Source organism: Cytobacillus sp. FSL K6-0265, from assembly GCF_038003465.1.
GTDB classification, from domain to species: domain Bacteria; phylum Bacillota; class Bacilli; order Bacillales; family Cytobacillaceae; genus Cytobacillus; species Cytobacillus stercorigallinarum.
The window spans coordinates 4,095,996-4,113,123 of record NZ_JBBOPE010000001.1 but is presented as its reverse complement, the minus strand read 5'-3'; the positions used below and the strand labels follow the sequence as shown (position 1 = coordinate 4,113,123).

The window sequence follows — 17,128 nt, the reverse complement described above, 5'->3', positions numbered from 1 at the left end:
AGAAAATGGACGCGGAGGGGAATACACTTTGGAAAAAATCATCGTCCGCGGCGGAAATCGGTTAAGTGGCACAGTCAAAGTAGAAGGCGCAAAAAATGCTGTTTTGCCGGTAATCGCTGCAACATTGTTAGCAAGTGATGGAAAAAGCGTAATTCGTGATGTCCCAACTCTCTCCGATGTATATACAATTAATGAAGTATTACGTTTTTTAAACGCCGAAGTGGGGTTTGATAACAATACAGTAACTGTTGATGCATCTAGAGAGTTAAAAGTAGAAGCACCATTTGAATATGTTCGAAAAATGCGTGCATCTGTTTTAGTCATGGGTTCACTATTAGCGAGAAATGGAAGAGCAAGAGTAGCACTGCCAGGTGGCTGTGCGATTGGTTCACGCCCGATAGATCAACATTTAAAGGGTTTTGAAGCAATGGGTGCAACCGTTAAAGTCGGCAATGGATTTATTGAAGCAGAAGCACCAGAAGGAAGATTACATGGTGCGAAAATATATCTTGATTTTCCTAGCGTAGGCGCAACAGAAAATATTATGATGGCTGCAACATTAGCAAAGGGTACAACAATCCTTGAAAATGTCGCAAAAGAGCCAGAAATTGTGGACCTTGCGAACTTCCTGAATAAAATGGGTGCAAAAGTTCGTGGTGCTGGAACAGGTACGATTCGTATTGAAGGTGTGGATGTATTATTTGGTGCTGAGCATCATATCATCCCAGACCGAATTGAAGCAGGTACATTTATGGTTGCAGCAGCCATTACAGGCGGCGATGTCCTTGTCAAAGGTGCTGTACCAGAACATGCAACATCTTTAATTGCAAAAATGGAAGAAATGGGCGTTCAGTTTATCGAAGAGGAAGAAGGCGTTCGCGTCATCGGCCCGTCAGAGCTTAAAGCTGTAGATATCAAAACGATGCCTCACCCAGGTTTTCCAACAGATATGCAATCTCAAATGATGGCACTATTGCTTCATGCCAAGGGCACAAGTGTGATTACGGAGACTGTATTTGAAAATCGCTTCATGCATGTGGAAGAATTCCGTCGCATGAATGCAGATGTGAAAATCGAAGGACGCTCTGTTATTATGGAAGGACCATCCAACCTGCAAGGTGCAGAAGTTGCCGCAACGGATTTACGTGCTGCAGCTGCTCTCATCTTAACAGGACTTGTAGCAGATGGCATAACACGCGTAACAGAATTAAAACATCTTGATCGTGGCTATGTCGATTTCCATAAGAAACTAGCGAGCTTAGGTGCAGACATTGAACGTGTGACTGAAGCAGAAGAAGATATGTCTACAACTGAACAAACCATCATTACTGATTTAAATGCATAAAAATGGCTGAACCACTAATCTCTTTTGGAGATTGGTGGTTTTTTTGGTTTAGTTTGAAAATGTACAAAGCAATACATGGTGTGGGAAATAAGGACAAGGATTCACCCACCTAATTAATGTGAAATTCACCTTCGCTATAACACCCACTCCATATTTTCCTCGTTTCTCTATCTCTACCATTACACTCTTTACTAGAGAAAATTCAATATTGGGATTTTGTCATAATGGCTCTATTTCGACCATATGATTGAATGAGACGTGAATCTTGATGGAGGCTAGCATATGACAAAATTCAAACCATTCATCGTACTATCAGCACTACTCTTTACACTTGTATTAATTATCCCAGCCTTACTAGTAGTTCTTCCTTTTGGAAATGATGAAAAGCAAGAGAATCGAGAGTCTGTGACTGCGGAAAAGAAGAAGGAGGAGGCAACATCTTTCACCTCGATGGAACCTGCAGTTGATGTGGCGGTTTATCGAACCAATGCCAAAAAAGTGGAAACATTTGCCTTTGAAGACTATCTTATTGGGGTTGTTGCTTCTGAGATGCCTGCGGAGTTTGAGCTAGAAGCGTTGAAGGCCCAAGCACTTGCAGCGCGAACATATACAATGCAGCATCTAATGGCAGATAAGGGGTCGTTACCAGAAGGCGCAATGATTACAGATTCCACTGATGATCAAGTTTTTAAAAACAAAGAAGAGCTCAAAAAAATATGGAAGTCCGATTATGATTGGAAAATCGAGAAAATTACGCAAGCAGTTCAAGAAACAAGTGGGCAAATTCTTACCTATGACGGTAATCCTATAACGGCAGCGTTCTTCTCTACAAGTAATGGCTACACGGAAAATGCAGAAAACGTTTGGGCGAATGCCACTCCGTATTTAAAAAGTGTCAAAAGTCCCTGGGACATTGATACACCAAAATTCGATGATCAAATCTCTATGCCTGTATCTGAATTTGAAAAAAAGTTAAATGTGAAAGTACCTTCGGGTCAAACAGTTGCTAAAATTGTTGAAAAAACAGATGGTAATCGAATAGGGAAAGTGGATATTAATGGAACCATAATAAAAGGAACCGATATCAGAATGAAATTAGGGTTGCAATCAACTGACTTTACCCTGACGAGAAATGGTGATCAGATTAATATACAAACAAAAGGGTATGGGCATGGGGTTGGCATGAGTCAGTATGGTGCAAACGGGATGGCGAAGGAAGGCAAATCATATAAAGAAATCGTTTCTTATTATTATAAAGGAATCGAAATCAGTGAATCTGATACGATGGTGGCAAAATTAACTGCACAAAAGTAAGTTAAAACAAACAGCTTCATTCGGAGCTGTTTGTTTTCTATTTGTAGATAATAGCGCATCAAAGTATTCAGAATTTAATTATTTTGATAAAACATGTATATATAAACCCAGTTAGTAAAAAATAAATCCAAAAAATTTTTTAGATGATGTATATATCTTCTGGAATCTGTTCAAACTGATGCCAGAGGTGATGAAAAATGAGAGAGGAAGAAAAAAAGACTTCTCAAGATTCTAGTTTTAAAAAGTTTATGAAGAAACGTTGGGCTTATCCAGCAATTTACATCGCGAGTGCAGCACTCATACTTAGTGGCGTTCTATGGTTCCAAAACGGCAATGAAAATGCTTCAGACACAGATGGATTCGATTACGGTGAGACAGATCTTTCTGGCAAAGGTAATGAGGATGCAGTAGAAGTGAATAATGCAATGGAGAATTTTGTGTTACCTGTAGAAAATGCGGACGGAGCAGTGATCCAAACTAAATTCTATGATGTGCATGGTGAGGAAGCGGCTCAAGAAGAAGCATTAGTATTCTACAATAACACATATCAACCAAATGCAGGTATTGACATTGTTATGAAAGATGGAAAATCATTCGAAGTTCGTTCGGCATTAAGTGGAACAGTTACTAAGGTGGAAGAAGATGCAACACTAGGAAATGTCATTGAAATTCAGCATGCTGAAGGGATTGTGACACGCTACCAATCCATTACTGATATGAAAGTAAAAGAAGGTAGTGTAGTGGAGCAAGGAGATACAATTGCTCAATCTGGACAAAGCCAAATTAACCAAGAAGCTGGAGAGCATGTACACTTTGAAATCCGTAAAGATGGTGTAGCTGTAAACCCAGAGGAGTTTGTTGGTAAAACGTTAAGTCAATTGGAAAAAGCAGAAATAGCTGAAGAAAAAGCACCTACTGAAGATGCAGCACAAGATGGTTCAACTGAAAGTTCTAATGATGAATCAGATGCTGCGCCAAGTGATGGAGACCAATCAGAAGATACTGCCCCAAGTGATGAAGATCAATCAGAAGATGATGGTGCAAGTAATGAAGGTGAAACAGACGCAGATACGTCTTCAGATTCACAAGAATCATAAATAATAGTTGAGACAAAAATAGAAAAGTTTCGACATTTCTCGGGAAATATTCATTCATGAATATTTCCCTTTTTATTGTTATGGGGTTTGCATAGAATGGATTGATAGTAATGAATTTCTTTTATAAGTAATAAATAAATCTTGTCCAGTAAATGCTTGAAGTCTAGAAGCAGACTGTAACGGTGCAAGTAAAGTGAAAAACTCATCATCATCTTGGAATTCGAGCACACGATCATCTGCAGCCCCAATTAGTTTAGCTTGTGATGTATACATTTCATCAATGATAGTTAATGGCTGAAAAGCGTAAATATGATTCTCTTTAAGGTTGTTGAGAGATTTTAATTCTTCAACACTTAAGCCGTATCTACTGGCAATGCTCCATAATGTTTCACTAGGAGCGACAATATGTATAAATGGTTCACCTGATAAACCTTGATAATCTGTAGGGTATGGAATGTCTAATGTTTGTCCTACAGTTATATAATTATCTACAAGTTGGTTATGTATTTTTAATTCTTCGACAGAAAGATTATGTTTTTTTGCAATACGATAGAGTGTGTCATTTTTTTCGACTTTATAAGTAGAGGCTTCTGATGATTGCTCATTTAAGCTGAAAATGACAGCAAGAATAATGACTGTAGCAGCCAAGATGCCTGTTAATTTCATTCTTCTTATTTTCATTCTTCTTTTTCTTGCTTCAAAAATTCTCTGTCTCCGTGGCTTTAACACTGTCAAAATAAATCACCCTTTAATTGGAATAACCATGTTTTATCTATTTGCTTGATTTTTAGTGTAAGTCAGAGAAGGATTAAACAACAATAGGAATAAAGAATCTCTTGTTCATTATAAAGAATTAGGTCATTAGATTTATTTATAGACTTTTATCACTCTTCGTTGGTTATTGAAATACAGTTAATTGAGTGATTAGAACTAAAAAAATACTTTTTTGTATAAAACGGAGTATTGGAGTTTGCGGAATTTGTCGAAAAATAAGCAATTATAAATAGGTCTAATAACCCCTGTATAAGTCATTTGTCGCGGGTATTAAATAATAATCTTGTTATATAGAGAATTACTTGTTAAAAAAGAGAGCTGAAAATGAAAAAATCATACAGTTACTTGTCCTACTTGTGTTTTTTGTGCATATATTTTAATCCAAGCTAATAAACTGTTACAAACCTTACAAAGAGAATGTTTGAGGTGAGGGGTCGTTTGTTTAGTAACAGCTGTATAATCTCTAGGATATGTTAGCCACTGCTCGGCAGGTTTACCTGCTATTCTTTTAACAACTAGTAAAACACACACTATAAGACAAAGTTAAAAACGAGTCTCATTTCACACTTCTCACATCCAATTTAGGGAGGGCGAGTAGTGTGCACGATTACATCAAAGAGAGAACAATCAAGATTGGAAAGTATATCGTGGAGACGAGAAAAACGGTTCGCGTAATTGCGAAGGAGTTTGGCGTATCCAAAAGTACAGTCCATAAAGATCTGACAGAAAGATTGCCTGAAATAAATCCTGACCTTGCTAATGAAGTAAAAGAAATATTAGATTATCATAAGTCCATTCGTCATCTGCGAGGGGGAGAAGCAACAAAGTTAAAGTATAAGAAAGAAGAGCTTGAAGAAGAACCCATCAAATAATGTGTGAAGCGGGCAGAGGGAGGATAAGGTACAACATCTGCCCGTATAACCATCCCTTCTTTATTACTTCAAAGTGTAATCCCCAACTTTTATCCCAATAATCAACAAATTCGACAATTTCTCCTTAAAAAGTCACAATATATTTTGACAAATAGTTATTTATTCTGCGTGAGATGTGCTAAAATAATTAACTAGGATATAATGAACTTGGTATGTGCTTTTGTTAACGTAGAAGCCCTAGAATATACATAAACTTCTCTTTTCTCAGATTGCTTGAGAAAGGCTTTTGTATGGGGAAATATTCGTGCGGAAACGAAAAATCAATGATAGATTGCTTACATAAGCAAAAAAACACAAAGGCATTTTATATGCCTATAGAGCCATTTGAACTGCAAAAATGAGAAGAAGATTTAGTTGCGAGGAGGAAGTTAGGAACAATGTTTGCAAGAGATATTGGAATTGACTTAGGTACGGCGAATGTACTGATACATGTAAAAGGAAGAGGGATCGTTTTAAATGAACCTTCTGTTGTAGCCATTGATAAAAACACGAATAGAGTACTTGCTGTTGGGGAAGAGGCTCGCCGTATGGTGGGGAGAACGCCTGGTAATATTATTGCTATTCGCCCGCTAAAAGATGGTGTGATTGCTGACTTTGATGTAACTGAAGCGATGCTTAAACACTTTATTAACAAGTTAAATGTGAAAGGCTTTTTATCTAAACCGCGTATTCTTATTTGTTGTCCTACCAATGTAACAAGCGTTGAGCAAAAGGCGATTAAAGAAGCAGCAGAAAAAAGTGGCGGTAAGAAGGTCTATTTAGAAGAAGAGCCGAAAGTGGCTGCTATTGGTGCGGGAATGGATATTTTCCAACCAAGCGGTAATATGGTCGTAGATATTGGTGGAGGAACAACGGATGTAGCTGTTTTATCTATGGGGGATATTGTTACGTCTTCTTCAATTAAAATGGCCGGAGATAAATTCGACAATGAAATTCTTCAATACATTAAAAAAGAGTATAAGCTACTAATTGGTGAGCGTACGGCTGAAGATATTAAAACTTCTATTGCAACGGTATTCCCGGGCTCCAGAAATGAGAGCATGGAAATTCGCGGACGTGATATGGTTTCTGGACTGCCTCGCACAATTACTGTTCACTCGAAAGAAATCGAACAAGCTTTAAAAGAGCCTGTAGACGTGATTGTCCAAGCTGCAAAAAGCGTTTTAGAGAGAACACCGCCTGAACTTTCAGCAGATATCATTGATCGTGGCGTTATTCTTACTGGTGGGGGAGCATTGCTTCATGGTATCGATATGCTTCTTGCTGAAGAATTAAAAGTACCTGTTCTTATTGCTGAAAATCCGATGGACTGTGTTGCAATTGGAACTGGAATCATGCTTGATAACATTGATCGTTTACCACGAAAAAAATTAAGTTAACACAAAAGTAAGGCTGACCTAATGATTCTCCTATAGGCCAGCCTTTTCGTTGAAGAGCCATGCATTCTCCTCTAAGTAAATAATGCTAATTAATCGTACTCTCTTGCCGATATAAAAGGGAAACGATGATATACGGGAGTGACCGATATGTTTAGAGGGTTTTATACTGCAGCATCAGGTATGTTAACGCAGCAAAGAAGAACGGAAATGCTAGCTAACAATATGGCTAACGCAAATACACCTGGTTTTAAAGCAGATCAAACAGCAATTAGCAGTTTCAGTGATATGTTACTGCAAAGAATAGATAGTCAAAGCATTCCTACAGAAAATGGTTTTCGTTTACCAGTTAACGAAACAGTCGGAAGTATTAGTACGGGCGTGTATTTGCAAGAAGCAATTCCTTTATATACGCAGGGGGATTTAAATCAAACAGGTCTTGCTACAGACTTATCGCTTGAAAATGGTAATCTCCCGGACGGTAGTGCATTATTTTTTACAGTTGCCGGTGAAGATGGGAATACAAAATATACGCGCAATGGTAATTTTACATTAGATAGCCAAGGTTATTTGACTTCAGCAAGTGGCCTATACGTCTTAGATCAAAACGGGAATAGAATCCAACCGGGTAGTGAATCATTTACCGTTAATGATGAAGGGTATGTAACAGATACATCTGGAAATACAACACGAATCGGTGTAGCGTATGCGGAAACAACAGAAAATCTTCTAAAACAAGGAAATGGACTCTTTGCTACGGAAGATAATACTGCTTTGCAAAATGGTTACGGTAATGCAGCTTTTCGTATCCAACAAGGCTTCTTAGAACGTTCCAATGTTGATACCTCAAGAACGATGACAGATATGATGGCAAGCTATCGTACTTTTGAAGCCAACCAAAAAGTGTTACAAGCATACGACCGCAGTATGGAAAAGGCAGTAAACGAAGTTGGCCGTCTTGGATAACAACTAGGAAGTTATAAGGAGGCGATAAAATGAACCGTGTAATGATTACAGCAACAAACACCTTATCACAATTACAAAAGCAAATGGACATACACGCCAATAATATGGCGAATGTCGATACTACAGGTTTTAAAAGAAGAGAAGCGTCATTTGGTGAACTTCTCGTACAACAATTTAATAATCAACCCGCTGAAGAACTAATGGGCGTACAGAGAATGACTCCAGAAGGCGTTAGACAAGGTGTAGGGGCTAAACTTGCCCAAGCTAAGCTAGTGAGCACACAAGGTAGCCTAAAATCAACTGATCGTGCTCTAGACTTCGCTTTAACAGGAGAAGGTCAATACTTTCGCATTCTGCAACAAACCGAAAACGGTGCTGAAATCCGTTATACAAGAGACGGCTCTTTTAATCTTACGCCGTCAGGGAATAATGAAGTGATGCTTGTCACCGGGAATGGTGATGCCGTTTTAGGACAGAATAATGAACCCATTACTTTTTCGTCAGACGTAAGCCAGTTTACATTATTGGAACAAGGCAGACTCCAGGGGCAAACTGCTAATGGAGGCACTGAAACGGTAAATCTAGGGATTACGGTCGTCCATAAACCACAATATTTAACACAAATCGGTGAAAATATGTTAAGCTTGCCTGCAGAGGCTGAAATGGATGGCATTGAAATTTATACTGATTTAGCTGGGCAGTTTAGTGGCGATATTTCACTGTCACAAGGTGTCTTGGAACAATCCAATGTCGACCTTTCAAAGGAAATGACCGACTTAATGAATACACAACGTTCATACCAATTTCAATCACGTTCAATAACGATGGCTGATCAAATGATGGGCCTCATTAATGGAATTCGTTAAAGGGGAAGAAAACGATGTCACTTAATAACGAGCAAGATTCGTCAACAAGAATAACTAAACAAAAAGCACAACATAATTCAACTACTACAGGTGAAGAAAAAACCACAGTGAACCGAATTAGAGTGCGACTTATACCGATCTGGCTACGAATTATTATTGTGCTAGTTTTACTTGTCATTTGTATCATCGCAGGTGCAACGTTCGGGTATAGTGTGCTTGGTGATGGCCAAGCAACCGATATCTTTAAAAAAGAAACGTGGATGCATATGATTGATTTGGTTAATAAAGAGAACTGAAGAACGAGGAGCGCATTTTTTATGCCTCCTTTTTGTTTTGTCTTTGCATTTAGCTTTTTTTCTAGTACAATAATAATTAATATTATACCTATTATTAGTAGGAGGTACTAAAATGCTTGATATTAATGAAATAAAAGAAATTATTCCTCATCGTTATCCTTTTTTATTAGTAGATAAAATTCTTGAAGTAGAAGAAGGTCAAAGGGCTATTGGGATTAAAAATGTGACGGCAAATGAAGAGTTTTTTAATGGTCATTTTCCTGATTACCCTGTTATGCCTGGTGTTTTAATTGTGGAAGCATTAGCACAAGTAGGCGGTGTGGCAATGCTGAAGAAAGAAGAAAATAAAGGAAAGCTCGCTTTCTTCACTGGAATTGATAAATGTCGATTTAAAAAGCAAGTGAAACCAGGCGATCAGCTACGATTAGAAGTCGAAATGACCCGTGTAAAAGGACCGATTGGTAAAGGAAAAGGCGTAGCAACCGTCGATGGTGAGCTTGTTTGCGAAACAGAAATGATGTTTGCATTGAAATAACATGAAAAGAAGTAATGCCCGCTTAATATAGGGCATTACTTTTTTTTATATGTATGACAAGTCACTTAAATCGAGGAAAATTTTACATCATTCAATTTGCAATTTTGTTCAGGTTTTCGGGAACGATAACAAAAGACCGCAATAGAGGTCAAATTTTTAAAATTGGAAGGGAGTAATACCCATGAATACAAAGCTGTTAAAATTATTGTCTGCATCTGCTTTAGCGGCGACAATGCTTGTTGGTTGTGGAGCAAACGATGAGCAAGATCCACCGCCAGAAGATAATGATAATATTGAAGAGCCAGCAGAATTAGAGGACGGAAATGACGTTAATAATAACGATCAAGACGATCTAAACAATGATGATGATGGTATGCTTGAAGATGACAATAATACAGATGAAAATTTAAATGAAGATGCCCCTGCGGACGAAGAAAACAAAGATAATATGTAAATAAAAAAGTGAGGTTCCGATTGCATCAATCGGAGCCTCATTGAAGTTTATCTCAAAAAATCGGATGGAGATCCGCTGAGAAAGCATTGCTTATTTTTTATTACTTGTTAATCTTTGGGCCCTTTTCATTTGCCCTTTAAATTCTGTAAGCAATTTTTCGCCACTTAACCCTTTAGAAACGAGATCACTAAGTAATATCTCTGCGAATTCATTTCTTTTGTGACGAATTCTCCCTAAGAAAAGGACACTCATATGTTCTTCAAATTCATTAATGGATGCAATTTTAGTTATGAAATGTGCTGGATCATTATCTTTTTTCGTAATTACTACTTGTAGCGGCACGTCGATTTCTTTTTTGCGGAGATTGGAAAAGAAGGAAAAGTACTTTTTATCAATAAAGGCTTCGAGTAGCCACCGACTATTCTCATCCTCTTTATTAATAATGAGTCCGTCCTCCAATTCGACATCTACTAACTCATCCTCATCCCAAACCTGCATGGAAACTAGCTTAAATGTCTTCATGCGAACCCTCCCTTTCTCAAAAGTTAACTGAGTTGTCTAAATTATATCATAGAAGATATACAAAACGAAAATATCTTACAAAAGGTAAGTTATAGAGAATTTGCCCCTTTTTTTGATCGAATTCACACAAATAAAAAGTAATATTGTATGCTTAAGGAAAAAAAGATCGAAGGCGATAAAAGTTGGAACAATATCAGACCAATACCTTGCATTTTACATACCAATTCACATGCTCTCCCAATGAAATAACAACAAGGCATAAACGTGATACGGCAAAAATTCTATCGATAGATATTTTTTTTACAATAAAGATTAACCATCAATTATATTTCCAAGCAGATTTACCGGCCTTTGAATTTTATAAAGCATTGGCGAGATGGCGAAAGAAATTGTTGAAAAATCAACAAGCGCCATTTCGATATTTTTCAATTGAGTATGATGAAGGAGCAATTTTGGAAATGATTCCTTTTCATCAGCTTGCACGATTGGTCACTATCTGGCCTGAAGCTGAAGTTTATAATGTTTTTGCCCATCAATATCTTGTAAACGAGCTAAGCTTATTAGAAAGAACTTTAAAAAACGATATAGAACGTTATTTTGATATTAAAATCAGTCCATTTATGCGTCATATTCCTTATAGAGAACAATGTTGAAATTTGTCGAAATATATCTTCCCTATGTTGGAAAGGCGAATTTTTTGGCAGATTTTTATTGGAAAATTTAAATTCTGACCGGCTATCCGCAGTTTTGAAAGCCTAACGAAAATGAAAATGATCTTTCCGCTTTTTTACAAGTGATACGAGCTATATTAACCTAGTGTCAGAAAGGAGGATGATGATGAATCAAGTCGGCATTGTTGGCAGATTGACGAAAGAGCCAGATTTAAGACTTCTATCAGATGGAAGGTCAGTGGCAAATATTACGGTTGCTGTCAATCGGCAATTTCGCAATCAAAATGGAGAGATAGAAACTGATTTTATTCAATGTACACTTTGGCATAAATCTGCGGAAAATCTCGTTCAGTATTGTACGAAAGGGTCACTTATAAGTGTTGCTGGCAGATTACAATCAAGATCATATGAAAAGGATGGGAAAAGAAAATATGTGATGGAAGTGATCGTCGAGCAAGTGCGTTTCCTCGATAATCGCAAGAAAGAAAAACAACAAAGGGAGGAGATGAATTCAGTTGACTCAAGAACAAAAAGTGATGGAAACACTCATAGAGAATCTTATCAGAATGCTTGGTAATGCAAACCACCGAATGAGTGAGATGGAGAGTAGACTTGCACAATTAGAATGTCTATTAAAAGAATCCTATGATAGAGGAAGAAAAAGAGCTTAAAGGAACCTCAATTTACTTTTATCCCCTTATTACCTTCTATTAGAAAGAATCAACGAACATCCTCATATTATCCCCAAATTGAAGCAGTGCTTATCGCACTGTTTTTTTTGTAAGTAAGAGTATTAGTAAGAAAGAAAATGGTGTCGTTTATAGGATATTCAAAAGTAGGTGTGGGAGTGCAAACAAAATAACAAAGCAAGTGCATAGAGAATCCCATTCTTTAAGCATCGTCGCAAAAGGAACAATAGGAGAAAAAAGAGTGCATTGCAAAAGACTTAGCAGAATAGAACTATGTCTGTAGACAATTCTTTGTTTCCTTATGCCTTGTTATGGCCCATTTTTTGATGTTGAGAGACGAGAAGAGTGGGTGCATGTGAAGGGTTCATTTATAAATAATATTTCGAATTATAAAATAATTATATTTTACTAGGCTAATTAGCATAAATCAGTACTTTAGTACTCTAAAACTAAATTTTTCCTTATGTTAATTTAATAGAGAAACAAAAAATTCTGAATTTTATTTACAGAGGGGGAGTTAAATGTTGAGAAAAAGCAGGATTCTTGTCGTATTAATGGCCTTTTTACTTATTTTCTCTGGATCAGTGTCAGCAGCAGTACCTGAGAAGAAGGTAGAAAATACTAAAGGGAAAGAAAATCAGCTCAATCTACAAAAAATAGAAAAAACGGATGCAGAGGAACAATATAAAAAATCTGATATTGTTCGTGTAATCGTCGAAATGGATAGTGAGCCGACCATTGCATACGCGCAGAAAACAAAAAAAACATTTAAAGAACTGCCCGCAGCAACTAAGAAGAAACTGACAAACGAGAGACTAGCAGAACAAAAAGCGGTGAAGCAAAAAGTTAAAGAGAATAAAGTGAAACTTGTTGAACATGAAAGTTTCACAACAGTTGTGAATGGATTTAGTGCAGATGTAATGTATGGGGATATTGAGAAAATTAAAGAAGTAAAAAATGTATCCTCTGTTGAAATAGTGAATGAGTATGAACGCCCAGAAGAAAAACCTGACATGGTTTACAGTAAAGAATTGGTACAAGCTCAAGAGGCTTGGAGAGAATATGGTTACAAAGGCAATGGTATGGTTGTCGGTGTCATTGATACAGGTATCGATCCAGACCATCAAGATATGATTTTATCAGATGAGACGGAAGTCGATTTAACAGAATCTAAGGTTAATAGAATGAAAGCAGATAATGACCTACCGGGAAGCTATTATACTGAAAAGGTACCATATGCTTACAATTATATGGATGAAGACGAAATAATCGGTGATGTAGCTGAAGGTGCAAATATGCATGGTATGCATGTATCAGGGACAGTAGGCGCAAACGGAGATGAAGAAGATGGTGGAATTAAAGGAATTGCACCAGAAGCGCAAATTCTCGGTTTGAAAGTATTTGGTAACGATCCTGAATTCGGTTCTACATATGGAGATATTTATGTAAAAGCCATTGATGATGCGATTATTTTAGGAGCGGACGTATTAAATATGAGTCTTGGATCTACAGCAGGTTTTGTTTCGCCAGAATCTGCAGAATATAAAGCGATTGAGCGAGCGGTTGATAATGGCGTCCTTATGTCTATTTCAGCTGGTAACTCTGCTCATTTTGGTAATGGCTTTGCCAATCCATCGGCTGAAAATCCGGACTTTGGTGTAGTTGGTTCGCCAGGAGTATACACAGATTCATTACAAGTGGCATCTTCTGAGAATTCATTTATGGACCTTGATGCCATTAAGGTGAATATAAATGGCGAAGAGTTGGATGCCCCATTTCTTTCATCTGGTGACAAGCACCCTAATGATATCGACACAAAAACGTTTGATGTTGCGGATGGCGGACTTGGATACCCTGAGCAATTAACAGAAGTTGCAGGGAAATATGCAATGATTCAACGAGGTGAATTGTCATTCGTTGATAAGGCGATAAATGCACAAGCGGCAGGTGCTGTAGGTGTAATTATCTATAATAATACAGATGGTTTTGTCAATATGCAGTCAGATCCGTCTATTACCATTCCGCAATTATTTATGCCAAAAGTGAATGGAGACCCCATTGTCGAAGCGCTTCGTGCCGGGGAAGAAGTAACTTTTACGTTTACTGGTGAAAAAACAACAGCTCCAAACCCTGAAGCAGGTAAGATGAGTGCTTTCACTTCATGGGGAGTGACACCAAATTTAGACTTTAAGCCTGAAATAACGGCGCCAGGTGGGCAAATTTACTCGACATTAGAAAATGGCCAATACGGTATGATGAGTGGTACATCCATGGCAGCTCCACATGTGTCCGGTGGTGCAGCACTCGTTCTACAAAGAGTAGATGCTGACTTCGATTTAACAGGGTATGATCGTGTATATACAGCGAAAAATATCATGATGAACACATCTCAACCAATCGATGATCAAGGTTTTGTCAATGAGTCACTTGAGTGGGATGTTCCTTATTCACCTCGTAGACAAGGGTCGGGCATCATGCAATTGCACTCAGCTCTTTCTACACCAGTTGTTGTAACAGAAGTAGAAACGGATGAGGCGAAGGTGGCTTTAAAAGAAGTTGAGGATACTTTTGAGTTCACATTGCAAGCAGAAAACTTTAGTGATGAAGACGTCACTTATGACGCAGCTGCAAATATCCAAACGGACTTTGCTGCATACGGAGAATTAGGCTGGTATCCAAATGAACTTGAAGCACAAGAATTATTAAATGTTGAGGTTACTGTTGATGGTCAAGAATCGGCTGAAATTACTGTTCCTGCAGGAGAAACAGTGACGTTTACCGTTCAAGCAGATGTAAGTGATGCACAAGTAGTTGAACCGAGTCAAACGGGTAATTGGACAACACCAGTTGATATTGATGAAGTATTCCCGAACGGTTATTTTGTGGAGGGTTATGTGACATTAACTGATTCAGCAGATACTCATCCACAACTTTCTGTTCCATATGTAGGCTTCAAAGGTGAATGGGATCAATCCCCAATTTTAGATGGATTAAAGTATGATGAATCATCCTTCTATGGTATGGGTGGTGCTGTTTATGAATCTGGCGACAGTTACTATTATCTTGGCTATGATCCAATAGCTGACGCATATAAAGCGGACAAAGTAGCGATTTCTCCAAACGGAGATGGTGTGCAAGATGCCATCATTCCTGCCCTATCGTTTTTGAGAAATGCCCATCAAGTGGTATTTAATGTATTAGATGAAGATGGTAAGCAATTGCGCAAGCTGAGAACAGACAATGACCTTAGAAAAGACTATTATGATGGTGGTCAAGGTAGTTATTACAAAATTAACTCAGCATGGAAATGGGATGGAAAAGTCAAAAATAAACTTGCTGAAGATGGTAAGTATTATTATGAAATTAAATCTGTCATTGACTACCCTGATGCTGAATGGCAGTCAGTAAAAATTCCGGTTATCATTGATACAGTGGCACCAGAATTGGCATTCAAAGTGACTGAAGGAAATAAAAAGCTAACGATTCATGCATCAGATCATGAAAAAGGTTCTGGCGTATCTTATCTTGATATTTTAGTAGATGGTGAGTCTGTATTAGACACACCGCTTGCAGGAGATACAAAGGAATATACATTCTCAGAAGCATTAGAGGTTGGTTCGACTGTAACAGTACAAGCCTTTGACTATGCAGGCAATGTTACAACGAAGGAGCTAGAAGTGAAACCTGCCGATCAAAAGGCACCAACTGTTCGTTTAACGACTCCTGAAGCTTTAAGTACATTGAATACAAATGATATTCAATTTACTGGTACCATTACTGACGAATCTGAGATTAGTGAATTTACTATTGGAGATGAAGAAGTAGAACTAACTTACGATGAAGAGAAGAAGCAATATACTTTTGATACAATCCTTCATTTTGAAGATGGCGTACCTTCTTTTGTCATTAAGGCAGTTGATGCAGTAGGAAATGTGGCCCAGTTTAAACGAACAATTATAGTAGATGCAACCGCACCAGAGGTTGAGGTACTTGGATTACCAGATAGTCAATATATTGAACATGATGCCGAAAACCCAGTTGTAGATGTAAGGGTAGCCGATAATTTTGATGAAATTCGTCTCTATTTAGATGGTGATGAGATTTATTTCAAAGAATTCCAAGGACCTTATGAAATGAGAAGCTTTGAACATGTTGTGGAAAATATTGAGCTTGAATTACAAAATGGAGCGAATGAATTCACGTTCGAGGCAACTGACATTGCAGGCAACAAAACGGTACAAACAGTTGAATTATACAAATTAGGTGAAGGGGAAGAAGCACCTGATGGAGACGGATCAGACAACCAATTCCCGATTTCTCCAGAAAAGCCTGGAAATGTGAAACCAACACTACCAGGTAGCGGAGGCGGCATTAAAGTACCGAATCCACTACCAACAAATCCAATCACACCGGGTAAACCTGTGATTGGTGGTAACATAGGGTTTTAAGAGCGTGAGAGGTTGAGATAGAAGTATTCTAGCTAATCATTCGGTTTTTTTTGTGTGATTTGAACTCTTATATGAAAAGAATAGTGAAATGGAGCGGAAGACACTCGACTCCTGCGGGAAATAGAGGGAAAGCTGAGACCCCACAGGCAATGCCTTAGAAGGCTCAGCCCCTCCCCGCGGAAAGCGAGTGTTCATGAGCGCAATGGAACGGACTTTTTTTGCAAATGATGTTTTATAGACATCATTTTTTATTGTTCTTTTTGAGGTTAGCTCAATTTTGTTATGTCCTGCCTCTTATTTTTTCACGTACGGTAAAGAATAGAAATGGAAATGAGAGGCAGTGGGATTAGAAGCAAGAAAGAAATAAGAGGTTCGCAAATAGGGTTGTAAGTCACTTAGAAGCAAAAATAAAAATGGGAGTGTAACATAACTGACACCCCATCACATTTTGCGAACAGTCATCTGATTAAAAAAGTAAAAAAACAACCATTTTCCAAAAGGATATTCAGCAATTTTTGTCGAAATGGTCATAAATGCCTATAGGGAGGGGGTGAAGTCATGAATGAACCTCTTGTCTACCAAAGAAAAGAAGTACGATGTCCGGTTAGTTTTTACGATGCCTTACAATTAATCTCAAATCCAACCTCTGAGGATTTCCACCGTATTTCCTTCCAGCAACACACATCCGTCCAACGAACTACTCGCATCCATGATCCATTATTGAAGCACACGCTATTTATGTGTAACGAAGCAGTTATCTTCTTATGTAATCAAAAGAAAGATAAGCAGGAATTAAAGATTTAAAAAGAAGAAGCTGCCAGAATAAGGCAGCTTTTCCAACCG

General features: G+C 37.9%; 16 protein-coding genes. 14 read left to right on the top strand and 2 right to left on the bottom strand.

All coding sequences use genetic code 11. The features are described from left to right. Nucleotides 1–28: 28 nt before the first annotated feature. The 3 genes from murA (at nt 29) to MHH73_RS20795 (ending at nt 3,756) form a co-directional block, all read left to right on the top strand. Nucleotides 29–1,345: a UDP-N-acetylglucosamine 1-carboxyvinyltransferase gene (murA, locus tag MHH73_RS20805; protein ID WP_191816188.1), complete on the top strand. Its 1,317-nt coding sequence runs from the start codon at nt 29–31 to the stop codon at nt 1,343–1,345. Between the two features lie 282 nt (nt 1,346–1,627). After that, the gene (gene spoIID / locus MHH73_RS20800; protein ID WP_191816186.1) at nt 1,628–2,659 is read left to right on the top strand and encodes a stage II sporulation protein D; all 1,032 of its coding nucleotides are present in this window, start codon (nt 1,628–1,630) and stop codon (nt 2,657–2,659) included. Nucleotides 2,660–2,856: 197 nt separating this feature from the next. Then, nucleotides 2,857–3,756 (top strand): M23 family metallopeptidase, encoded by a 900-nt coding sequence (locus tag MHH73_RS20795; protein ID WP_191816184.1) that lies wholly within the window; start codon nt 2,857–2,859, stop codon nt 3,754–3,756. A 78-nt stretch (nt 3,757–3,834) separates the two neighbouring features. Here MHH73_RS20795 and MHH73_RS20790 read toward each other — a convergent pair whose 3' ends face one another. Next, entirely contained in the window at nt 3,835–4,491 is a 657-nt protein-coding gene (locus tag MHH73_RS20790; protein WP_191816181.1) for a LysM peptidoglycan-binding domain-containing protein, read from the bottom strand. A gap of 638 nt (nt 4,492–5,129) precedes the next feature. Between MHH73_RS20790 and spoIIID the strand changes: the two genes are divergently transcribed. From spoIIID to MHH73_RS20755, 7 genes are all read left to right on the top strand, one after another. Beyond that, complete coding sequence (spoIIID, locus tag MHH73_RS20785; RefSeq protein WP_095371613.1) at nt 5,130–5,402, top strand: sporulation transcriptional regulator SpoIIID; 273 nt, start codon at nt 5,130–5,132, stop codon at nt 5,400–5,402. Between the two features lie 437 nt (nt 5,403–5,839). Beyond that, complete coding sequence (locus tag MHH73_RS20780; protein ID WP_191816179.1) at nt 5,840–6,841, top strand: rod shape-determining protein; 1,002 nt, start codon at nt 5,840–5,842, stop codon at nt 6,839–6,841. Nucleotides 6,842–6,988: 147 nt separating this feature from the next. Then, on the top strand, nt 6,989–7,804 hold the full coding sequence (locus MHH73_RS20775) for a flagellar hook-basal body protein (RefSeq protein ID WP_341069190.1): 816 nt from the start codon (nt 6,989–6,991) through the stop codon (nt 7,802–7,804). A 29-nt stretch (nt 7,805–7,833) separates the two neighbouring features. Next, nucleotides 7,834–8,670, top strand: coding sequence for a flagellar hook-basal body protein (locus tag MHH73_RS20770; protein WP_341069187.1), 837 nt, complete (start codon nt 7,834–7,836; stop codon nt 8,668–8,670). 14 nt (nt 8,671–8,684) lie between these two features. Beyond that, a complete protein-coding gene (locus MHH73_RS20765) occupies nt 8,685–8,966 on the top strand; it encodes a DNA-directed RNA polymerase subunit beta (RefSeq protein WP_191816173.1) in 282 nt (93 codons plus the stop codon). 112 nt (nt 8,967–9,078) lie between these two features. Next, complete coding sequence (gene fabZ / locus MHH73_RS20760; RefSeq protein WP_095371618.1) at nt 9,079–9,501, top strand: 3-hydroxyacyl-ACP dehydratase FabZ; 423 nt, start codon at nt 9,079–9,081, stop codon at nt 9,499–9,501. A gap of 181 nt (nt 9,502–9,682) precedes the next feature. Beyond that, nucleotides 9,683–9,955 carry a hypothetical protein gene (locus MHH73_RS20755; protein ID WP_191816171.1) on the top strand — a complete coding sequence of 91 codons (273 nt, stop codon included), beginning with the start codon at nt 9,683–9,685 and terminating at the stop codon, nt 9,953–9,955. 90 nt (nt 9,956–10,045) lie between these two features. Here MHH73_RS20755 and MHH73_RS20750 read toward each other — a convergent pair whose 3' ends face one another. Next, nucleotides 10,046–10,477, bottom strand: a complete 432-nt coding sequence (locus tag MHH73_RS20750; protein ID WP_191816169.1) for a YwpF-like family protein — start codon at nt 10,475–10,477, stop codon at nt 10,046–10,048. Nucleotides 10,478–10,659: 182 nt separating this feature from the next. Here MHH73_RS20750 and MHH73_RS20745 point away from each other — a divergent pair, with 182 nt between their 5' ends. The 4 genes from MHH73_RS20745 (at nt 10,660) to MHH73_RS20730 (ending at nt 17,089) form a co-directional block, all read left to right on the top strand. Next, the gene (locus tag MHH73_RS20745) at nt 10,660–11,130 is read left to right on the top strand and encodes a DUF7878 domain-containing protein (RefSeq protein ID WP_341069183.1); all 471 of its coding nucleotides are present in this window, start codon (nt 10,660–10,662) and stop codon (nt 11,128–11,130) included. Nucleotides 11,131–11,314: 184 nt separating this feature from the next. Beyond that, nucleotides 11,315–11,725: a single-stranded DNA-binding protein gene (locus MHH73_RS20740; protein WP_318245509.1), complete on the top strand. Its 411-nt coding sequence runs from the start codon at nt 11,315–11,317 to the stop codon at nt 11,723–11,725. A gap of 633 nt (nt 11,726–12,358) precedes the next feature. Further along, nucleotides 12,359–16,285, top strand: a complete 3,927-nt coding sequence (locus tag MHH73_RS20735) for a S8 family serine peptidase (protein ID WP_341069180.1) — start codon at nt 12,359–12,361, stop codon at nt 16,283–16,285. Nucleotides 16,286–16,843: 558 nt separating this feature from the next. Next, nucleotides 16,844–17,089: a hypothetical protein gene (locus MHH73_RS20730; RefSeq protein ID WP_191816163.1), complete on the top strand. Its 246-nt coding sequence runs from the start codon at nt 16,844–16,846 to the stop codon at nt 17,087–17,089. Nucleotides 17,090–17,128 lie beyond the last annotated feature (39 nt).